This is a genomic window from Marinobacter sp. (genome assembly GCF_033722735.1).
In the GTDB taxonomy this organism is placed as follows: Bacteria; Pseudomonadota; Gammaproteobacteria; order Pseudomonadales; family Oleiphilaceae; genus Marinobacter.
Genome location: NZ_JAWVYN010000025.1, coordinates 22,972 through 43,348, shown reverse-complemented (window position 1 = coordinate 43,348; position 20,377 = coordinate 22,972). Strand labels below are relative to the sequence as shown.

16 protein-coding genes are annotated in these 20,377 nt (G+C 61.8%); 8 read left to right on the top strand and 8 right to left on the bottom strand.

Features of this window, described 5'->3' with window-relative positions:
• The first annotated feature begins 1 nt into the window (after position 1).
• From R3175_RS15555 to R3175_RS15530, 6 genes are all read left to right on the top strand, one after another.
• A complete protein-coding gene (locus tag R3175_RS15555; RefSeq protein WP_318945243.1) occupies positions 2–1,495 on the top strand; it encodes a leucyl aminopeptidase in 1,494 nt (497 codons plus the stop codon).
• The gene (locus R3175_RS15550; RefSeq protein WP_318945242.1) at positions 1,482–1,961 is read left to right on the top strand and encodes a DNA polymerase III subunit chi; all 480 of its coding nucleotides are present in this window, start codon (positions 1,482–1,484) and stop codon (positions 1,959–1,961) included. Before R3175_RS15555 ends, R3175_RS15550 begins: the two co-directional genes overlap by 14 nt.
• 125 nt (positions 1,962–2,086) lie before the next feature.
• On the top strand, positions 2,087–2,818 hold the full coding sequence (locus R3175_RS15545) for a spermidine synthase (protein WP_318945241.1): 732 nt from the start codon (positions 2,087–2,089) through the stop codon (positions 2,816–2,818).
• Positions 2,819–2,941: 123 nt separating this feature from the next.
• Positions 2,942–5,794 (top strand): valine--tRNA ligase, encoded by a 2,853-nt coding sequence (locus R3175_RS15540; RefSeq protein ID WP_318945240.1) that lies wholly within the window; start codon positions 2,942–2,944, stop codon positions 5,792–5,794.
• Positions 5,795–5,796: 2 nt separating this feature from the next.
• Entirely contained in the window at positions 5,797–6,750 is a 954-nt protein-coding gene (locus R3175_RS15535) for a 2-dehydropantoate 2-reductase (RefSeq protein ID WP_318945239.1), read from the top strand.
• 44 nt (positions 6,751–6,794) lie between these two features.
• A complete protein-coding gene (locus R3175_RS15530) occupies positions 6,795–7,361 on the top strand; it encodes a cob(I)yrinic acid a,c-diamide adenosyltransferase (RefSeq protein ID WP_318945238.1) in 567 nt (188 codons plus the stop codon).
• Between the two features lie 12 nt (positions 7,362–7,373).
• Here the strand turns inward: R3175_RS15530 and R3175_RS15525 are convergent, their stop codons facing one another.
• The 4 genes from R3175_RS15525 to R3175_RS15510 all read right to left on the bottom strand — a co-directional run bounded on the left by R3175_RS15525 (position 7,374) and on the right by R3175_RS15510 (position 13,720).
• Entirely contained in the window at positions 7,374–9,404 is a 2,031-nt protein-coding gene (locus R3175_RS15525; RefSeq protein ID WP_318945237.1) for a methyl-accepting chemotaxis protein, read from the bottom strand.
• A 198-nt stretch (positions 9,405–9,602) separates the two neighbouring features.
• Positions 9,603–10,490, bottom strand: coding sequence for a regulatory signaling modulator protein AmpE (gene ampE, locus R3175_RS15520; RefSeq protein ID WP_318945236.1), 888 nt, complete (start codon positions 10,488–10,490; stop codon positions 9,603–9,605).
• 227 nt (positions 10,491–10,717) lie between these two features.
• On the bottom strand, positions 10,718–11,272 hold the full coding sequence (gene ampD / locus R3175_RS15515; protein WP_318945252.1) for a 1,6-anhydro-N-acetylmuramyl-L-alanine amidase AmpD: 555 nt from the start codon (positions 11,270–11,272) through the stop codon (positions 10,718–10,720).
• 162 nt (positions 11,273–11,434) lie between these two features.
• Positions 11,435–13,720, bottom strand: coding sequence for a DUF1631 domain-containing protein (locus R3175_RS15510; RefSeq protein WP_318945235.1), 2,286 nt, complete (start codon positions 13,718–13,720; stop codon positions 11,435–11,437).
• A gap of 309 nt (positions 13,721–14,029) precedes the next feature.
• On the opposite strand from R3175_RS15510, the gene nadC reads away from it, so the two are divergent.
• On the top strand, positions 14,030–14,875 hold the full coding sequence (gene nadC / locus R3175_RS15505) for a carboxylating nicotinate-nucleotide diphosphorylase (protein ID WP_318945234.1): 846 nt from the start codon (positions 14,030–14,032) through the stop codon (positions 14,873–14,875).
• A 182-nt stretch (positions 14,876–15,057) separates the two neighbouring features.
• Positions 15,058–17,802 (top strand): EAL domain-containing protein, encoded by a 2,745-nt coding sequence (locus tag R3175_RS15500; protein ID WP_318945233.1) that lies wholly within the window; start codon positions 15,058–15,060, stop codon positions 17,800–17,802.
• Positions 17,803–17,817: 15 nt separating this feature from the next.
• On the opposite strand, the gene R3175_RS15495 is transcribed toward R3175_RS15500, so the two are convergent.
• From R3175_RS15495 to R3175_RS15480, 4 genes are all read right to left on the bottom strand, one after another.
• On the bottom strand, positions 17,818–18,153 hold the full coding sequence (locus R3175_RS15495; RefSeq protein ID WP_318945232.1) for a YqcC family protein: 336 nt from the start codon (positions 18,151–18,153) through the stop codon (positions 17,818–17,820).
• Between the two features lie 62 nt (positions 18,154–18,215).
• Positions 18,216–19,013, bottom strand: a complete 798-nt coding sequence (locus tag R3175_RS15490; protein ID WP_318945231.1) for a ParA family protein — start codon at positions 19,011–19,013, stop codon at positions 18,216–18,218.
• Positions 19,014–19,098: 85 nt separating this feature from the next.
• Positions 19,099–19,815 carry a DnaA regulatory inactivator Hda gene (gene hda, locus R3175_RS15485; protein ID WP_318945230.1) on the bottom strand — a complete coding sequence of 239 codons (717 nt, stop codon included), beginning with the start codon at positions 19,813–19,815 and terminating at the stop codon, positions 19,099–19,101.
• Positions 19,794–20,348, bottom strand: a complete 555-nt coding sequence (locus R3175_RS15480) for a CDP-alcohol phosphatidyltransferase family protein (protein ID WP_318945229.1) — start codon at positions 20,346–20,348, stop codon at positions 19,794–19,796. Before R3175_RS15480 ends, hda begins: the two co-directional genes overlap by 22 nt.
• Positions 20,349–20,377 lie beyond the last annotated feature (29 nt).

Genomic DNA, 20,377 nt, shown 5'->3' with positions numbered 1-20,377 from the left:
CATGAATTTCACCCTGAGCAGTAAATCCATTGCCAGCCTAAAAGCCGATTGCCTTGTGGTCGCGGTACCGGAGAACGGCGACTGGCCTGCCACAACCCAGGAGGTGGATGAAGCGCTGGACGGCCTGCTGCGTCAGCTGAACAAGAGTGGTGACATCACCGGCAAGAACGGCAACTGCCTGCTGATCCCGGTCGCCGGCCAGCCCTGGCCCCGGGTTCTGGTGGTGGGCACCGGTCCGGACGAGGAGCGCTCTCCGACCAACTTCCGCAAGGCCGTCGCCGCCGCCGTCGGCCAGATCAAGGACGGCGCCGCCGGTCATGTGGCCATTGCCCTGACCGACACGCCCACCACCGGTGACGATCAGGCGCAGTCTGAAGCCAACCGCCTCAGCTTGATTGGCCGCACCCTCGAGGAGCAGCTCTACACGTTCAACGCCTACAAGAGCGGCAAGCCGCCGGTGCGCAAGCTGAAGAAGGTCACGGTGCAGGCGTCCGCCGCCACCAAGGTGCTGAAAAGCGCGTTTGAGCTGGGCCTGGCCACCGGCCGCGGCATGAACTTCACCCGCGACCTGGGCAACACGCCCCCCAACGTCTGCCACCCGAGCTGGCTGGCGCAACAGGCGGAAAAGCTGGCCAAGGAACACGACACCATCAAGACCGAGATCCTCGATGAGAAGCAGATGAAAAAGCTGGGCATGAACACCCTGCTGGCGGTTTCCGCGGGCAGTGCGCAGCCGGCCCGGCTGATCGTCATGGAGTATCGCGGCGGCAAGGCAAAGGACAAGCCCTACGTGCTGGTGGGCAAGGGCATCACCTTCGACACCGGCGGCATCAGCCTGAAGCCCGGCGAGGGCATGGACGAGATGAAGTACGACATGGGTGGTTCCGCCTCCGTGTTCGGCGCCATGCAGGTACTGGCCGAGACCAACGCCAAGATCAACGTGGTGGCCGTGATTGCCGCAGCGGAGAACATGCCCAGCGGTGACGCCACCCGCCCGGGGGACATCGTGACCTCCATGTCCGGCCAGACCGTGGAAATCCTCAATACCGACGCCGAAGGCCGCCTGGTGCTGTGCGATGCCCTCACCTACGTCAAACGCTTCAACCCGGAGGTGGTGATCGACCTGGCCACCCTGACCGGCGCCTGCATCATTGCCCTGGGCCACCACGCCAGCGGCCTGCTCAGCAATGACGACGACCTGGCCAACGAGCTGCTGGCCAGCGGCGAACGGGCCTGCGACCGGGCCTGGCGCCTGCCGCTGTGGGACGAATACCAGTCCCAGCTGGACAGCAACTTTGCCGATATGCAGAACATCGGCGGACGCCCCGCCGGCACCATCACCGCCGCCTGTTTCCTGTCCCGCTTCACCAAGGAATACCGCTGGGCCCACCTGGACATCGCTGGCACTGCGTGGCATTCCGGCAAGGCCAAGGGCTCCTCCGGACGCCCGGTCCCGCTGCTGGTTGACTACCTGATGTCCCATGCCGACCAATAATTCCGGCAACACTGGCCAGGACAGTCGGAACCAGTCCTACTGGTTCCACATCCTGAGCCAGAACACCCCGGCCGCGCGCAACCTCCATGCGGCGCGGCTGGTGGACAAGGCCTGGCAACAGGGCGACCGGGTGTGCATTGTCTGTGACAGCAGCCAGCAGGCCCAGGAGCTGGATGACCTGCTGTGGCAGTTCAGCCCGGATGCGTTCATTCCGCACAGCATCGTTCCGGACACCGCCACCACCTGCACCGACCCAGTGGGCATCCTGTTATGCCCGCCGGTCGCTGAAGACTGGGACACGGTGGTCGTCCTGTCCGCCACCCTGCCGCCGGATGCCGACCGCTTCCACCGGTTGGCCCTGGTGGCGCACAACGACCCGGCCGTGCTCAATCAGGCCAGGTCCCAGTTCAAACAGTTACGAGCCCTGGGGATCGAACCCCGGGTGCATGACTTCCGCAAGCGGTAACATCCCGGCACAGGCAGAGCAGCGACCTGCCGACCGCTGGCCGCGAGATCCATCGCTCCCAGCCAGGGCACACCACCATCGGCACGGGGCCGTTACAACCACCAGCGCCTCAGAGGGGAACCAGTTTGGGACTGCTATTCGAACAGATCGACACACAACCTTCCGCCATTGGCGACATCACACTTCGTCGACGCCGGATACCCGCCCTCGGTGACCGGGACATCTACGAGGTAAAGCTGGGCGAGGAGTTCCTGATGTCCAGCATGTTTGTGGACGCCGAAGTCGCGCTGTCAGACCTCGGGCTTGGCGCACTCAAGGGGGACAACCTGAGCGTCGTGGTCGGCGGGCTCGGCCTCGGGTACACCGGCCACGCCGCCCTCAAACATCAGAGTGTGGGCGAATTGCTCATCGTTGAGTATCTCGAACCCGTGATCCGCTGGCACCGGCAGGAACAGGTTCCCCTGGGCAAAGAGCTTAACGCCGACCCCCGCACCCGCTACGTCCACGGCAACTTCTTTGACCTGGCCATCGCCGATCCGGACACCGGGGGGTTCGACCCCAACGCCCCTGGCCGCCGTTTCGACGCCATCCTGCTGGACATCGACCACTCCCCGCGGGCCCTGCTGCACGATTCCAGCGCCAGTTTCTACACCGCCAGGAACCTCGGTCTGATGGCGCGCCAGCTCACGCCCGGCGGCGTCTTCGCCATGTGGTCCAACGAGGGAGAGGACGCCGACTTTATGGCCACGCTTGACGAGGTCTTCACCGACGTGGCCTGCCATGTGATCACCTTCTTCAACCCGTTCCAGAACCGGGAAGCGTTCAATACCGTCTACCTGGCCCGAAAGCGGGACTGAGCCACCCGCGGCCGCGACGCGGACGGAGGGTGGCGGGGGTTCGCCGCGCCACCACCGACCATGTATAATTGCGCTCCTGAAAAACTGAATTCAACCAACCAAAACCGGTCACCAGCAAAACCCATGGAAAAAACCTACCAGCCAGAAAACATCGAGCGCCAGTGGTACGAGAACTGGGAAGCCAAAGGGTACTTCCGCCCCTCCGGCGAGGGCGAATCCTACAGCCTGATGATTCCGCCCCCCAATGTCACCGGCAGCCTGCACATGGGTCACGCGTTCCAGCACACCATCATGGACACGCTCACCCGCTACAAGCGCATGCAGGGCAACAACACCCTCTGGCAGGTAGGCACCGACCACGCCGGCATCGCCACCCAGATGGTGGTGGAGCGCAAGCTGGCCATTGAAGAAGAGAAGACCCGCCACGACCTGGGCCGGGAAGACTTCATCAAGCGCATCTGGGACTGGAAGGAACATTCCGGCGGCACCATCACCCGCCAGATGCGCCGCCTCGGCAACTCCGTGGACTGGGACCACGAACGCTTCACCATGGACGATGGCTTCTACAAGGCGGTCCAGGAAGTGTTCATCCGCCTGTATGACGAAGGCCTGATCTACCGCGGCAAGCGCCTGGTGAACTGGGATCCCAAGCTGCACACCGCCATCTCCGACCTGGAGGTGGAGAACAAGGAAGAGAAGGGCCACTTCTGGCACCTGCGCTACCCGCTGGCCGGCGGCGCCACCACCCAGGATGGCAAGGACTACCTGGTGGTGGCCACCACCCGGCCGGAAACCATGCTCGGTGACACCGCCGTGGCGGTGCACCCGGATGACGAGCGCTACCAGCACCTGATCGGCAAGACGGTACTGCTGCCGCTGGTGGACCGCGAGATTCCCATTGTCGCCGATCACCACGCCGACCCGGAGAAAGGCAGCGGCTGTGTGAAGATCACGCCCGCACACGACTTCAATGACTACGCCGTCGGCAAGCGCAACGAGCTGCCGATGATCAACGTCATGACCCAGGACGCCAACATCCGTGATGTGGCCGAGGTGTTCAATGCCGACGGCACCGCCAACGACGAGATCGACGCTACCCTGCCCGCCGCCTACGTCGGCAAGACCCGCGAGGAAGCCCGCAAGCTCATCGTCGCCGACCTGGAAACCGCCGGCCTGCTGGAGCAGGTGGAAGATCACGTGCTGAGCGTGCCCCGGGGCGACCGTTCCGGCCTGATCATCGAACCGATGCTGACGGACCAGTGGTTCGCGGACGCCAAGACCCTGGCCAAGCCCGCCATCGAGGCGGTGGAAGACGGCCGCATCCAGTTCGTGCCCAAGCAGTACGAGAACATGTACTTCTCCTGGATGCGGGACATCCAGGACTGGTGCATCTCCCGCCAGCTGTGGTGGGGCCACCGCATCCCGGCCTGGTACGACGCCGAGGGCAATATCTACGTGGGCCGCGACGAAGCGGCGGTGCGTGAGAAGTACAACCTGGCCGCCGACCTGGAATTGAGCCAGGATGAAGATGTGCTGGATACCTGGTTCTCTTCCGCCCTGTGGACCTTCGGCACCCTGGGCTGGCCCGAGAACACCGAGCGCCTGCAGACCTTCCACCCCACCGACGTGCTGGTGACCGGTTTCGACATCATCTTCTTCTGGGTGGCCCGGATGATCATGATGACCATGCACTTCATGAAGAACGACGATGGCACCCCGCAGGTGCCCTTCAAGACCGTCTACGTCACCGGCCTGATCCGCGATGAGCACGGCCAGAAGATGTCCAAGTCCAAGGGCAACGTGCTCGACCCGCTGGACATGATCGACGGCATTGATCTGGATGCCCTGCTGGAGAAGCGCACCGGCAACATGATGCAGCCGCAACTGGCGGAGAAAATCGGCAAGCGCACCAAAAAAGAATTCCCGGAAGGCATTGCCGCCCACGGCACCGATGCCCTGCGTTTCACCCTGGCAGCAATGGCCACCACCGGCCGGGACATCAACTGGGACATGAAGCGGCTGGAAGGCTATCGCAACTTCTGCAACAAACTGTGGAACGCTGCCCGCTACGTGCTGATGAACACCGAAGGCGAGGACTGCGGGGTGAATGACGAGCCGGTGGTGCTGTCCCTGGCGGACCGCTGGATCATCGGCGAGTTGCAGCACTGCGAACAGGAGGTCATCCGTCACCTGGAACAGTACCGCTTTGACCTGGCCGCCCACGCCCTGTACGAATTCATCTGGAACGAATACTGCGACTGGTACCTGGAACTGTCCAAGCCGGTGCTCAACGACGACAGCGCCGGCGCTGACGCCAAGCGCGGCACCCGTCGCACCCTGGTGCGCGTGCTCGAGGCCGTGCTGCGGCTGGCCCACCCGATCATGCCGTTCATCACCGAAGAAATTTGGCAACGCATTGCGCCGCTGGCGGGCAAACAGGGCGACAGCATCATGCTGCAGCCTTACCCACAGGCCGACCACAGCCGTCAGGACGAAGCGGTGGCCGCTGACATCGAGTGGCTCAAGGGCGTCATCGTGGCGGTGCGCAACATCCGCGGCGAGATGAACATTTCCCCGGCCAAACGGATTCCGGTACTGCTCCGCGGCACCAGCAGCGAAGACCAGCGGCGGATGGACGACAACCGTCAGTTCCTGATTTCCCTGGCCAAGCTGGAAAGCCTGGAGTGGTTCACCGGCGGTGAAGCACCGATGTCCGCCACCCAGCTGGTGGGCGAAATGGAAGTGCTGGTCCCCATGGCCGGCCTGATCGACAAGGCCGCCGAACTGGCCCGGCTGGACAAGGAACTGGAACGCCTGCGCAAGGAAATCGGTCGGCTGGAAGGCAAGCTGGGCAATGAGAAGTTTACCGCCAAGGCCCCGGCGGACGTGGTGGAAAAAGAGAAAGAAAAGCTGCGCGATGCCCAGGGCAGCCAGAGCCGACTGAGCGAGCAGCGAAAAGCCATCAAGGCGATGTAACCATGAGGGCGCCGCATGACCCCAATCTTGCCCAGGTACGCCAGGGCAAGATCCTGATCCTGGGGGCCGGCGCCATGGGCCGTCTGTGGGCAGCCTCGCTGCCCTTGGGCACGGCCCGCTTCCTGCGGCGGGCCAACAGCGTCGCCTCAGACTGCCAGTATTATTTTCGCCCCCTCGATGGTCAGCAGCGCACGGTGACGGTGACCTATTGCGACGCCGCCGATGTTGTCGACGTCCGCCTGCTGCTGGTGACCACCAAGGCGCCCGCAACCCTGGCCGCGCTCCAGGACCAGCTCTCCGCGCTGCACCCCTCAGTGCCCGTGGTGTTGTTCCAGAATGGCATGGGCAGCCAACAGGAAGTCGCCCGGCACTGGCCGGACCGTCCCATCCTGGTCGCCAGTACCACTGAAGCCGCCAACCGGCCGGCACCGGAAATGACCGTTCATGCGGGTGCTGGCCATACCTGGGTGGGCGCCCTGACCCCGCTGGGGCAGGCGTGCCTGCACGAAGCCGTCGAGCAACTGGCGCAGAGCCGGCTCACCGTGTCCGCCGAGGCCGACATCCACCAGAGGCTGTGGCGAAAGCTGGTGGTCAATGCCGGCATCAACCCATTCACCGCGCTGCTGGACTGCCCCAATGGCGAAATCCTCCACCAGCCCCTGTACCGCCAGTACATAGACCCCTTGTGCGAGGAGCTCTACCAGCTGATGGTGCGGGAAGGCCTGGATGCCCCCTCCCCGACGGAGCTGAGAAGCACCATCGAAGCCGTGGCGCACAGCACCGCGGCCAACACCTCCTCCATGCGCAGCGACGTCCTCACGGGGCAGACGACCGAGATCGACTACATCAACGGCTATGTGGCCCGGCGGGGCCAGGAACTGGGACTCGACCTGCCGGTCAACCGGATGCTCACCGACAGCGTAAAAATGCTAACCAACCACTCTTCGCTGGGCTGAGCTGCGCCCCGCCAACAGCAAGGAACTATCCACAGGAAGAAACTATGGGAAACCGACTGTCAAAGATCTATACCCGTACCGGCGACGACGGCACCACCGGCCTGGCCGATGGCAGCCGGGTGGGCAAGAACTCGCTGCGGGTGGAGGCCCTGGGCACGGTGGACGAGGTCAACAGTCACCTGGGTCTGCTGATTGAACTGCTGGCCGGCGAAGACGCCCTCATCCCCTTGCTGCAGCGGGTTCAACATCACCTGTTTGATCTGGGTGGCGAGTTTGCGATTCCAGACAGCGCCTTGATTACCGACGGCCACGTGAGCTGGCTGGAAGCCCGGCTCGATGAGCTCAATGGCGACCTGCCGCCGCTGAAGAACTTCATCCTGCCCGGCGGGTCGATGGCGGCGGCCCAATGCCACCTGGCCCGGGCGGTGAGCCGCCGGGCCGAACGGATCGTGGTCGCCTTGGCGGAGCAGGAAGCCATCAACGCCTTCGGACGGCAGTACCTGAACCGCCTGTCAGACCTGCTGTTCGTGGTGGCCAGGGTCTTGGCCCGTCGGGAGGGCGCCCGGGAAGTGCTCTGGGAACAACACAAGTCCCAACTTCCCGGACAGTAACCGCAGCGCGTCTCAGACCCGGAAGGCCTCGACCAGCCGCTGCAGTGAGGCGGTAAGATCGGACATCTCGCGGGAGGCCCCGAGGGTTTCTTCGGCATTGGCCGCCGTACGCTTGCCCAGTTCGCCGATCTCTGCCACGTTGGTATTGACGTTCTTCGCCACTGCGGACTGCTCTTCCGCAGCCTGGGCAATCTGGTGCCCCATGTCCACAATCGTGGCAATACCCCGAGCGATACGGTCCAGGGCCTCGGTCACCTCCGAAGACTTGCCCACCGTCGCCTCGGTCACTTCGTGACTGTTGGTCATTGCCGATACCGCATCCTTCACACCGCTTTGCAGGCGTGAAATCATGCCTTCGATTTCCTCGGTGGACTTGTGGGTGCGCTGGGACAGCGAGCGGACCTCGTCGGCCACCACCGCAAAGCCTCGGCCCTGCTCGCCGGCACGGGCCGCCTCGATGGCGGCGTTCAGGGCCAGCAGGTTGGTTTGCTCGGCAATAGCCTTGATCTCCACCAGCACCTGACTGATGCTGTCGCTGTCTTCGCTGACCCGGTTGATCACGCTGACTGCGCCATTGATTTCCGACGCCAGCCGGTTGATGGTCTCCACCGTGTCCGCCACCACCTGACGTCCGGTCTCGGTATCCTGCTCGGCATTATTCGCGCTGTCGGAGACCCTCAGGGCGCTCTCGGCCACTTCCTGTACCGCTTCCACCATTTGCTGCATGGCATCGGTGATCTGGTTGGTCTCGTCCATCTGGCGGGCCGACGCCTCGCTGTTCATGGTGGCGGTGTCGTTGACCCGGCTGGCCTGACGGTCGACATCCTGGGTGGTGGCGCTCACCGACTGGATCAGGTCGGCCATCTTGGAGGTCATGTTGTTGAACTCGGTGGTCAGTTGCCCCAGCTCATCCCGGTTCTCCAGGTCGATACGGACCGTCATGTCCCCGGCGGCCACGGTGCGGGCGGCATCACTGAAGCGGGCAATGGCCGTTCGTACCGAGACAAAGAAGCCCACGTACAGGTACACCACAATCAGCAGCACCACCAGTAGCGCAATGAAGATCAGGCTTCGCTGGGCCTTCTCCGCCACCAGGCGCTGGTTGAGGTTTTCCGCAATGACCTCAAAGATAACGCTGTGAAGATCGTTGAGGTGAGCGAACTGAGCCTCGATCACCCGGTTAAAATCCGACCACGGCATTTCCAACCGCATCGGAGCAATGACGTTCAGATCGAGCATCTCACGGGATTGGATCAGGCTCTGAGAGACCGCCTCAATGGTCTCGCTCCCCCGGCTGGCAAACTGGCTGGAGGCGCTGGTGGCCAGCTCCAGACTTGGCTTCAGCAAGGCCTGGCGGTTGGTCATCTCGTCAAAGATTTCATTGAGAACGTCACTCAACGCATAGCCCACCCGGCCCTCATTAAGGGCATAGATACCAAACGCCCGAGCCTTGCCCAGCACCTTCCGGGTATCCTGGGACGACTCCTTGACCAGCTTGAGCAAGGCGAGGTTTTCGCGGTCACTGTCGTTTCCCAGCCCGGAAATTTCCAGCGTTGCCCCCAGCAGGCCCCGGGCTTTCTGCACGAATTCCTGATAATAGGCAAACTGAGGTACGATATTGCGTTGGAAGCTGTCTTCCTGGCGCAATTTGCTCCACTCGGCGTGAAGCTGTTCAACCTGCTGTTGCCAAACACCCTCCGTATCGAAGGCCACTGAGTTCGCCATCAAGGACTCAAACACCGCGTCAATATCCGCGGCAGCGTCTTCTGAACGGTCCATCAACGCCTGATCGTTTTTTACCATCCCCGGGGATCTGAAATCCCGGTAGCGGTAGGCGGCATCCAGAAGCCGGTCCACTTTCTTCACCTGCGCCAGCCCCTCAACCTCTTTGGTCAGGCTGCTAACCGACTCGTTAAGCTGGCTTACCACCAGATAGGAAAGCCCCCCTATCGGCAACAGGAACAGGATGCTGATCAGGCTGAATTTGTAGAACATGGGCAGCCGGTTCATGAGCGAAACGGCAGGATAGATGAAGCTCTTCACAAAGTTTTTCCCCCAAACGGGACAGCTGCTTGGATATCGGAATTCATTATTATTCGAGCGATCGCGGATCAGAATCCGAAGCCCTTGAATCAGTTGTCGTCCGATTTTGTCAGAACTTGAGAGATTTTTAATGTAGTTTTTTGCAATAACTTCAGTTTCCTACCGGAGTCACCGTCGCTATCGCAGTCTTTTTCGGCGTCAGACCACACCGGCGATCACCAGCAGGGCCAACAGACACACCCACACCAGCATGCTCCGGTTGAGCAGATCCTGAATGGCCGCCAGGCTCCGGCCGCCATAATCCGACCACTCACTGGGATGCAGTTGGGAAAACCGCTGTGGATCGAGCGCATACCCGGTCAGGGCGCTGTTCGCCGCCGCCATCATCACATCATCCGCCAGCGCCAAAGGGGTGGCCAGGCTCTGTCTTCCTTCCCGCAACCAACCGGCCAGGTCCCCGGCCAGACCAAAGCTGAACGACAGCAGCCGAACCGGAGCCCAGGCCAGCCACTCAACTATGGCAGCAAACCGCGGACGGGCGCTGGCCTGGGGCCATTGCTCCCGCAATGCAATCAGGCCCCGGACGAAGACGACGGCACCCACACCGCCAAGGACGTACCAGAATACCAGCAGGAAATAACGATCGAAGACCATCGCCATAAACCGTCGACACAGGGACAGGTGCATGGAGTCGGGAGACGATGCCTGGCCCCGTTCGCTGGCCGGCAGATGGTCCCGGATATGGTGCCAGGCGCCCTGCATATCCCCTCGCTGCCAGGCTTCGCGATAGGCCCTCAGGACACCACGCCATTCCGGGGCCCCCATCAGGATCACCAGAACCAAGCCCTGCAGTGGGTAGGCGACCAGGCCCCACCCCCGAGTGCGGGCCCACCAATCGATCCCGGCAAGTGCAACCGACAGCCCCCCGACCAGCAGCAATCCCGGGACGGTCCGGTGCTCGTCGCCGGGTGAGGTGGTGGCCATGCGTCGAAACAGACCCCGAAACAGGCGATCACTGTCGAAGCGGCCTGCGGCGTCGAGCCGGCGGCGAACGAAGTAGGCCAGCAGGAAAATCAGTAACAGCATGAGTTGTGTCCCGCTTGGTTAATTCGCTGACCTACTGAGCCACTGAGAGCCTTGAGAGCAAGGCGCGGTGGCGAAGGGTTGGCGGCCAGCGTTTCGGTGGTTCCAAATCGAGTCAGCACAACACGGCTATCAAGGCTCACAGTGGCTCCCAAAGGGCGTGACGCTGGGGCCTCTGGCCAACGGCCCCAGCGTCACGCAGTAGGTCAGCGAATTAACCAAACGGGACACTAGGTTTCCGCCAGAAGCGATTGGAAGTATTCCCAGTCGAACGCTGGGCCCGGGTCGGTTTTTCGGCCTGGAGCAATATCGCAATGGCCGGTAACGCGCTCCGGGGTGACGGCCGGCCACGCCTGCATGATCTGCCGGGTCAACCGTACCAGGGTGACATACTGGGCCTCGGTATAAGGCACCTCGTCGGTCCCTTCCAGTTCGATGCCGATGGAGAAATCGTTACACTCCGGCTCACCCTCGAAGCAGGATCGACCGGCATGCCAGGCCCGATCCAGCAGGCTGACAAATTGGGTCACCTCCCCGTCCCGGTCGATCAGGGCATGGGCAGAGACCTTAAGCCCGGCAATGGTCCGGAAATAGGGATGCGCCGTCGGGTCCAGCCGATTACAGAAGAACTGCTCAATCTCCCCGCCTCCGAATTCTCCCGGCGGCAAACTGATGTTATGGACCACCAGCAGGGAGATGCCGGCTCCGTCAGGCCGAGGCCCGAAATTGGGTGACGGACACCAGCGCGCTTCCGGCAGACGCCCGGTTTCCCGCAAGGCAGCGATGGCATGATCAGAAGACTGGGATAGTGGGGTCAAGGTGAATCCGTTGGCCTGTAGGCCGGCAACCCATGCTACCGGCGCACCGTTAATTTACGGCAGAGATTGAAGCATAAAGACAAGAGCGATGCCAATGCGGCCGACCAGGTACCGTCCCGGAGGGCCAACTCAGTCCCGACGGTTGCTGCGCAGGTTATCGATGATGGATTCCAGCGCACGGTCAAAAATCAGGCCGTCGTCGAGCATGGAAATATCGCCGGAGGACAGGGCCCGAGCCAGATCTTCGCGCAGATACTCGGCTACCTTGGCGCCGTTGCGGTTAACAAAGATGTACTTGCCCGTGGCTTTGATAAAGGCCGCCAGCTTGCAACGCACCCGATTGCCATTGCTCAGCAGCTCCACCCAGGAGCCGACCCCCAGGGAATCGGCCCGGTCCAGCCACACATCCTCTGCCGCCGCCACTGCGGCAACCTCGGGCCGAGCCGACGGCGGCTCTGGCGCGGTCTCCGTGGAGGGCTGCGGTTCCTGGCTGACGGCTGGTTCGGCGGCCATCGCAGAGGGCTCCGGGGCCTCGGTTGGTGCGGGTGCCGGCGTCTCTGCTGGCGCCTGCATTTCCGGCTCCGGTTCAGCCTCCCGGGTTGTCACCAATGTCTGGAACACATCGACATGGGCCAGTTCCAGATCGCGGATGGCATTGTCGGTGGCAAACGGATCCCAGGAGATGGTCTGCAGGCCCTTGCGCAGGCCGTCCACTATCGAGGGGATCGCCCGGAGCAGGTCGCTGCGGGTATTCTCGTCCACCGGATTGGGATCAACACTCCAGACCAGACGCCGACTCAGTTCCACCGCTGCTTCCCAGCGACTGCTGCCTTCCCCTTCCCGCAACACCGCCCACTGCAGGTACTTGCGCCAGGGCTGTTGGAGAAATTCATGGACCACCGGCGGCACCTCCCGGCCCTCCAGCAGCTCCGCCAGCAACTCGTCCACCATTGTCTTGGCCCGCTCCTGCTTGGCCCGACCTTCCTCCGCGTCCCGCAGGCGCTGCTCCACCAGGGCGCGACGCCGATTATCGAGATCCATAAAATGAGAGAAGTCCGAAAGCAACTCCCCAAACAATTCAATGTTGTCGGTAAAGTCGTCCAGCAGCCGATTAACCACGGATTCAATCTTGTCCTTGAGCGGATCCCGCTGCCCTTCCCCCTTGGGGCTCCAACCCATGCCTGCCAGCGCCAGCTCGTTCAGCAGCTTGCGGGCGGGATGACCGCCCCGGTTGAAGAAACTCTGGTCACTGAGTGCCACCTTCAATACCGGAATCTGCAACCGTCCGATGAGCGCTTTCATCTCGGCGGGCAACTGACGGTCCTCCAGGATGAAATCAAACAGCATGGAGACGAGGTTGATCACGTCGTTATCCACCTGCTTCACCGCGTAGACCGGACCGGACTCAGGTTTGAAGATGGGGGCCAACAGCGCCGACAGGGACGGAATGTCATCACCGTCCCACCCCCCTGACGGCTTCTGAATCCGGCCCAGAAACTCCATCAGCCCGGCGGTTTCCAACTGGATGGATTCACCGCCGCCACCAGCCTCTCCCCCGGTCAGTCCCTCCTGATGCAACAAGGCGGCCAGCTCGGAGAAGGTTGCCTGGGAGCCGGCCTGACCCGAAGATACCTGGCCGCCGCCCCCCGAGCCTGTGGACGGAGCCTTCGGAGGTACCGGGGAACGAACCGGGGCCTTGGCGGCTGCGGGCGAGGAACTGGCCGTTGCCGGGCGCTTGAGCTGCGGCAACACTCCTTCCTTGATCAACAGCTCGTTGGCCGCCTGGTAAAGCCCGTCGAGCTTGTTGACCAGTAACTTGTCGAACAGCTTGAAGACAACGAGCTTGGCACGGATGTCGATGTCCAGGTCACCGCTGGCTTCGGACAGCCCGCTGCAGATCACCTCCGGGCTCAGTGGCACCTGGCGGTCCTCCAGTTCCAGGCTGGGCACCAGGTATCGTATCCTGGCAGCCAGGTCATGTGCCGATTTGGCGTGGTGGTTGCGAAGCTTGGCCATCAGGTTATCAATGGCAACACTCTGCTCGAGATCGGCGTGCTCCATGAGCGAGAGCGAATCCTGATCGACCTGCTCCAGCGACGACATCCCCGGTACCGGATCGAATCGCCCCAGCTCGTTGAACGAGCGACTGACCCACTGCAGGATGGAAACGGTCATGTTCTTGCGCTGGAGGCGCAGCTCCCGCATGGCGTTAAAATAGGCGGACTGGTCTTCGGTGGAGGAGGCCTTCTCAGACAGGTTGAACAGCACATCATCCGCGCTGTCAAAGAAATTTGAGAGGACATTGCGCAGTTCCTGGCCGGAGACATCCCGCAACCGGATCAACGGTCCCGGCAGGCTGACCCGGCTGACGAGTCCCTGCGACTTCAGGCTTACCACCTTATTGTCCTGTGCCATACGGAAGACCCCGATCCAAAGAATGAGCGAACACCGCACTTCACAGCATAGGCGCTGCCCCCGTCACCTTGTGTCAGGATTTGTCACCTTTTGTGTATACCGGAACAGGTTCACAATTTACCATTTTTCCTATTTCAAACGACGAGTTACAAGAGCACTCAAAGGCGACACATCGATCCGGGAAGTGACGTTCTACGTCACCTGTGAGCCCGCTGGCCCGGCAGTCCGGCTTGGCGTAAGCTGCCCGATGGCAGTAAACTCCACACCCTTCAACTCCCAGCAGCATCCGATTCCAAGGCCACCGAGATCATGATTCCTCCCGAACTCCTTCGACAGTCCCTAGTGGAAACCGTGGCGCAGAGCCTGCGCGAAGACGTTGGCAGCGGAGATATCACCGCCGCCCTGATTCCCGAAGAACGCGTCACTTCCGGCCAGGTGATCACCCGGGAGACCGCCGTCATCGCCGGCCAGCACTGGGTCAACGAGGTGTTTCGTCAGGTCGATCCAGGGGTACAGGTTCAGTGGCACGTACGCGATGGTGACAGGGTTCAGCCCAACCAGGTGCTCTTCAGCTGTGAGGGCCGGGCCCGCAGCCTCCTGACCGCCGAACGCGCGGCGCTGAACTGGCTCCAGTCCCTGTCCGGGGTGGCCACGACCTGCCACCACTACGCCCAATTGGTGGCCCACACCGGCGTTAAGCTGCTCGATACCCGGAAAACCCTGCCTGGCCTCAGACTGGCGCAGAAATACGCCGTCACCTGCGGGGGCTGCTTCAACCACCGCCTGGGCCTGTGGGATGCGTTCCTGATCAAGGAGAATCACATCGCCGCCTGTGGCTCCATCGCTCAGGCAGTGCAGGCGGCTCACCAGCTTGCACCGGGTCGCCCCGTGGAAGTGGAAACCGAAACCATGGACGAACTGAAGGAAGCGCTGGCCGCCGGAGCCGACACCATCATGCTGGACGAATTCTCCCTGGAAGACATGCGGGCGGCAGTTGCACTGGCCAACGGAACGTCTAAACTGGAAGCGTCAGGCGGGATCAATGCGGAAACCCTGATCAAGGTTGCCGAAACCGGGGTTGACTACATTTCCATTGGCGCCCTGACCAAGGATATTAAAGCCATCGACCTGTCAATGCGGCTGAATGCCTTTTAAAGGACCGGCAGGACGGTCGTGGCGATCCAGGCCTGACCCGTGATGCCGCCGTCATACCGCATCACTTGCAGCCCATTGGTGGGAGGTGGTGCCCAGCTTCCAAAGGCACCATCTGGTACGGCGATGTAGTCACTGTCGAAAGCAAGGATAGAGCTTCCGGCATTACGCAGGTAGGGATACCAGTGACAGAAAGCGATCAAACGACACCAGAGACGGACTGGCTCAAATTCATAGTGGATCTGGCGCTATTTGTGGCGCTGGCCTGCGTCAGCTATGTCTTTCTGAACGACTCGCTGGTCTACCCATCGGCCTGGCTGCCCACCGGCTACGCCGTAGGCCTGCTCTTTACCCGCGGCTCCCGCAGCCTGATGACCGTGCTGATGGGCCTGTTGCTGGCCTCCCTGGTCTCCGCCTCACGCGAAGTCCCCGACTGGCATGCCGCATCCCAGAGCCTGCTCTACGCCAGCGCCTACACCCTGACCACCTCGTTCATCACCTGGTGGGCCTATCGCAAGTTGCAGACGGGGCACTCCCCCCTGGCCAGCTATAAGGCTTTTCTCTGGTTCCTGGGCACACTGACGCTGGCCAGCTTCGTCGCCACCCTGCCCCTGTTGACTCAACTGATACAGTGGGAGGGCCTTTACAACCTGAACATCCAGATCCTGCCGCTCCACCCCTGGTTTGCCAGTGTACTGGGTACGGTTCTGGTCGCGCCTCTGGTGATGAGCGCCCGCTGGGGGAGCCTTTACCGGCGCGCCCGCAAACGTCCGCTGGAATCCCTCGCCTGGGCACTCACCCTGGCCTTCATTCTTCTGGTGATCTGGCACGATCCCCAGCAGAGCCTTTACCTGCTGTTCCCGCTGACCATCTGGGCAGCCACCCGCTTCCCGCTTGCCGACGCCATGGCCAGCATTTCCCTGTGCGGAGGGGCGGCTCTGGCCACGGTTTTCCTGTTCGGCTCCGCCACCATCCCGCCGTCCCAACTGCTGGTCATGGAGGCCCTGCTGGCCCTGATGGTGACGGTTTCCTGTTACGTTCGCATACTGCTGAATGACCGCGAACGGATCGAGAACGACCTCGAGAACATGGTGAAACAGCGTACCAATGAGCTGCAAATGGCCAATGCGGAGCTCAAGGACGAAATTTTCGTGCGCCAGCAGGCCGAGAAGTCCTTCCGGCGCTCGTCCCGCCACTACCGGGCCCTGTTTGAAACCGCCAGCACCCCGATCGTGGTGGTGGACGAGAAGATCAACATCCGTCAGTGGAACAGCGCGGCGGAATCCCTGTTTGGCTACAGCCGGGATGAAGCCATCGGCCGCAACCTCAGTACCGCGTTCATTCCCCGGGAGCAACAGGACGAGCTCGCCTGGAAGATTCTCAAGCTGTTCAACAGCGGCCTGCCCAAGGAGACCCTGGAAACCGAAATTTATGGCTTTAACGGCAGCCGGCACTTCATCCTCTGGAACCTGAGCCGCCTCAACGAGGACGACGACCCGGGGCAGCGTCGGTTGATCCTGATCGGCCAGGACATTACCGAAATCCGCGATTCCCAGACCCAGCTTCACTACCTGGCCCATTACGATGTGCTGACCGACACCGCCAACCGCAGGCTGTTTGAGGACCGCTGCGGGCAGGCCATCAGCAGCGCCTTGCGACACGGCCATAGCAGCGCCCTGATCTGCCTGGATGTCGACCACTTCAAGCGCATCAACGATACCCTGGGGCACGATGCGGGTGACCAGCTGCTGCAGGAAATTGCCAGACGCCTGAGAAACTGCGTACGCAAAGAGGACACCATCGCCCGGCTGGGTGGCGACGAGTTTGCCGTATTACTCAGCCAGGTCAAGGGGGCGGAGGGCTGTGAGAAAGTCGCCCGCTACATCCTGGAAACCCTGATTCAGCCGATCAAGGTCTCCGGCGGCGAGCTGGTAATCACCTCCAGCATCGGCATCACCCTGGCCCCGGAGGACGGCAACAGCTATGAACAGTTGTTGAAGAACGCGGATATGGCCATGTACCGGGCCAAGAACGCCGGCCGCAACAATATCCAGTTCTTCAGCAAAGACATGAATGAGGAGATGCAGCGGCAACTCTCGCTGGAACAGGAGCTGCGGGAGGCCATTCGCGGTGGTCAGTTCGACCTGCATTACCAGCCGGTACTGAATGCCAGGACGGGCGGCATCGACAGCCTGGAGGCACTGCTGCGCTGGCACCACCCCACCAAGGGTACGCTGACACCGGCAAGCTTCCTGGACGTTGCCGAACAAACCGGTCAACTACAGCCCCTGGCGGAATGGATCTGCCAGAACGCCTGTCTGCAGGCCCGCGCCATTCAGGCCATGAGCGACTACCCGGTGAGCATTCGGGTCAACTTATCCTCCCGGCAGTACAACCACCCCCGGCTCGCGGATCAGCTTACGCGCATTGTTCGAGAGACCCGGCTGGACCCTTCCCTGCTGATGGTGGAAATTGATGAGCGCATCCTTTCGGAGCGCCAGGGCGAATCGATACTCGTGCTGGATAACCTGAAGCGGGTGGGCGTGCGTCTGGTGCTGGACCACTACGGTAGCGGCCTCTCCACTCTGACGCTGCTACGGGACTTCCCCTTCGACCAGGTCAAGATCGACCAGCAGCTGTTACACCTGACGCCGAAGGATGACAGCAGCCGCGCCATCGTCCACACGCTGATCAACCTGGCGCGGCAGTTGTCGTTGACGGTGGCGGCATCCGGCGTCGAGACCGAGGAACAGGAAGCCTTTCTGCGTTCGGCGGGGTGCCACCTGCTACAGGGGCACCGGTTCTGCCAACCGGTCCCCAGCAATCGGCTGGCGGACCTGTTTGCCCGGGTCAGCAAGGAAGGGGAGCTGCTGGCCAAGAACCAGTCGCGGCTGCCTTTCTCCGGTGTCTATCCGGCAAACAGGGAATAATGCCGGGAGGGCACATTAACCGGATAACAGCTGATCCATAACCTCCAGCTCCCGGATCAGGCGCTGCCCGGATTCGTCCCGCCCACGAAAATGCTCTTCCGCCATGGGGGCCATGCCGGAGACACTCGGCAGCGGCGCCCCCTTCTCCACCAGTGTTTTCATCCGCCGGATGAAGATGAACTGGAGCCACTCGGTAAACTCCAGGGTATCGACTGCGAATGGCTGGTTGCTCTGCAGCGCTTCCGGTGCCGGTGGCGTCGCCGACCAGGCATCCAGGCGGCGGAGCTCCAACTCGATCTGCAGCAGCGAATCGGTGACCTGGTCCAGTTTCTCTTGGTCGTTGGCACTCATCGGTGTTACCACTTGGTCTTGATCATTGGGGTAGCCTTGATCCTTGAGGCCCGCGGCAGACCTCAGTCCGCCAGCGGTTCCAGCTCAACAGACTCGCCGTGCAGGACACCAAACAGATTCTCGAACTGCCTGGTCAGTGCATGCTTCGGTGCCATGTGCACCAGCGGTTCGCGGCTCTGGTGAGACTCCTTCATTTTAACCGAACTGGAGAGCCTTACCGGCAGTACCGGCAACCCTTCCTCCAGCAACTCGCTGATCAGCTTCTTGGGCAGGCTTGCACGAGGCTGGAACTGGTTGGCCACAATCCCCTCCACCACCAGCTCCTGGTTATGGTCTTCCTGCAGATCGCGGATCTCATTGAGGATGTTGTAGAGGGCCTGACGGGAGAAATCGTCACAGTCAAACGGGATCAGGCAGCGTTCCGCCGCGATCAAGGCCGACCGGGTGTAGAAATTGAGTGCCGGCGCGGTGTCGATGTAGATCGCATCGAAGGTTTCGCCCAATTTTTTCAGCGCTTCGCGCAGCTTGTAGATTTTGTGCTTGGCTTCAAGCTTGCGCTCCAGGAAATCCAGCTCCGGGCTGGAAGGCATCACAAACAGGTTATTGAACGGCGTGGCATGGACAAACTCGTCGGGGCGGCGGTTGAACATCGTGAAAGCCACCGTCTGCTCCAACAGATCAGCCACCGTGTCCCTCAACTCGCTGGACGGTTTGTCCAGCAGGTATTGAGTGGAATTCCCCTGGGGATCGAGATCGACCACCAGCGTGCGCTTGCCGCGGGCCGCGCTGATCGCTGCCAGGTTGCAGGTGATGCTGGATTTACCCACGCCGCCTTTCTGATTGAATACCACTCGTCTCATATTGCCCTCTGAATGTTGTGCGCGAATGTCCAGTCCACGGGGACTGGTTTATTGTTGTTACCCGTTGGTTAGTGCAGCACTGCCGCTACCAGCCCATCACCGATTTCACGAACGGGATGGTCAGTTTTCGTTGTGCCTGCAGGGAATTCTCGTCCAGCCGGTCCAGCATCGCCAGCAGATCCGCCAGTTTTCGCGGTGCCCGGCGCAGGATGAAGGTGGCCACGTCGTCGGCCAGCACCAATCCCCGCTGTTCGGCCCGAGCCCGCAGGATGGTGAGCCGATCACCATCCCGATACATACCCAGTTGCAGCAGCAAGCCATGCTGCAGTCTCGACATCAGATCCCGGAGCCCGAAAGGCAACGCCGCCGGTGTATCCGACAGGCTGATGATCATGCGGTGCCCCTGATCCAGGATGCGATTATACAGGTGGAACACCGCCTCTTCCCATTCCGGCTGGCCAGCCACCAGGTCCAGATCGTCCAGGCAGGTCAGCTCGTGATGCTCCAGCCCCGACAGTGCCTCCGGGCCAAACGGCAGCAACTCCTCGATACTGATACACACCGCCGAGCCACTACGCTTCTCCACCTCATGACACGCGGCCTGCAGCAAATGACTCTTGCCGGTATCGGCGTCGCCACACACCACCACCACCGGTAGATCGTGGGCGGTGTCGCACAGCTCCCTCAGTCGGGTGGCGGCAGCCGAATTACGGTCGCCGTGGAAATTATCAAATCTGGCGTCGTCACGGAGTTTAACGCCCAGGGTCAGTTGAGGCCCACTCAATGCTGCTTTGCCCTCCATGCTCTCATTCCCCACACCAACACATAGTGTGCACCGCTCACAATCGCGGTCACCGCCACCAATGCGATTCCAACCTCAATGATCCAGGAAAACATGGGGAGGTTCGCCAACAGGATGATGATGGCCAACACCACCAGAATCTGCACCAGGGTGTTGAACTTGCCCAGCAAGCTGGGCTGCATATCGAAGCGTCCGATGCCGTAATGGTACGCCAGCCCGCCCACCACAATCAGCACATCCCGGCCAAGCACCAGGGCAAACAGCCAGACAGGCAAAACCCCGGTCAGGGTCAGCATCAGATAGGCGGTGATTAACAGGGCCTTGTCGGCCAGAGGATCGGCAATAGCGCCCACACGGGAACGCCAGTCATATTGGCGCGCGAGAAATCCGTCGCAGGCATCAGAGGCCGCTGCTACCGCAAAGACCACCAACGCCAGGCCATATTCCTCCCGCCAAAGGGCAACCGCAAAAGGAATGATCAGTGCAACGCGCAGGAACGTCAGGGCATTGGGAATCCAATTCCACCTCAACATCAGTCTCAGGCCTCGCTCACCTCAGCCAG

What these genes read in the sequence shown, in the direction of transcription:
- R3175_RS15540 (WP_318945240.1), top strand. Translation starts at nt 2,942, where the DNA reads ATGGAAAAAACCTACCAGCCAGAAAACATCGAGCGCCAGTGGTACGAG.
- R3175_RS15495 (WP_318945232.1), bottom strand. Translation starts at nt 18,153, where the DNA reads ATGAGTGCCAACGACCAAGAGAAACTGGACCAGGTCACCGATTCGCTG.
- R3175_RS15555 (WP_318945243.1), top strand. Translation starts at nt 2, where the DNA reads ATGAATTTCACCCTGAGCAGTAAATCCATTGCCAGCCTAAAAGCCGAT.
- R3175_RS15510 (WP_318945235.1), bottom strand. Translation starts at nt 13,720, where the DNA reads ATGGCACAGGACAATAAGGTGGTAAGCCTGAAGTCGCAGGGACTCGTC.
- R3175_RS15550 (WP_318945242.1), top strand. Translation starts at nt 1,482, where the DNA reads ATGCCGACCAATAATTCCGGCAACACTGGCCAGGACAGTCGGAACCAG.
- R3175_RS15490 (WP_318945231.1), bottom strand. Translation starts at nt 19,013, where the DNA reads ATGAGACGAGTGGTATTCAATCAGAAAGGCGGCGTGGGTAAATCCAGC.
- ampE (WP_318945236.1), bottom strand. Translation starts at nt 10,490, where the DNA reads ATGCTGTTACTGATTTTCCTGCTGGCCTACTTCGTTCGCCGCCGGCTC.
- nadC (WP_318945234.1), top strand. Translation starts at nt 14,030, where the DNA reads ATGATTCCTCCCGAACTCCTTCGACAGTCCCTAGTGGAAACCGTGGCG.
- R3175_RS15530 (WP_318945238.1), top strand. Translation starts at nt 6,795, where the DNA reads ATGGGAAACCGACTGTCAAAGATCTATACCCGTACCGGCGACGACGGC.
- R3175_RS15480 (WP_318945229.1), bottom strand. Translation starts at nt 20,348, where the DNA reads ATGTTGAGGTGGAATTGGATTCCCAATGCCCTGACGTTCCTGCGCGTT.
- R3175_RS15535 (WP_318945239.1), top strand. Translation starts at nt 5,797, where the DNA reads ATGAGGGCGCCGCATGACCCCAATCTTGCCCAGGTACGCCAGGGCAAG.
- hda (WP_318945230.1), bottom strand. Translation starts at nt 19,815, where the DNA reads ATGGAGGGCAAAGCAGCATTGAGTGGGCCTCAACTGACCCTGGGCGTT.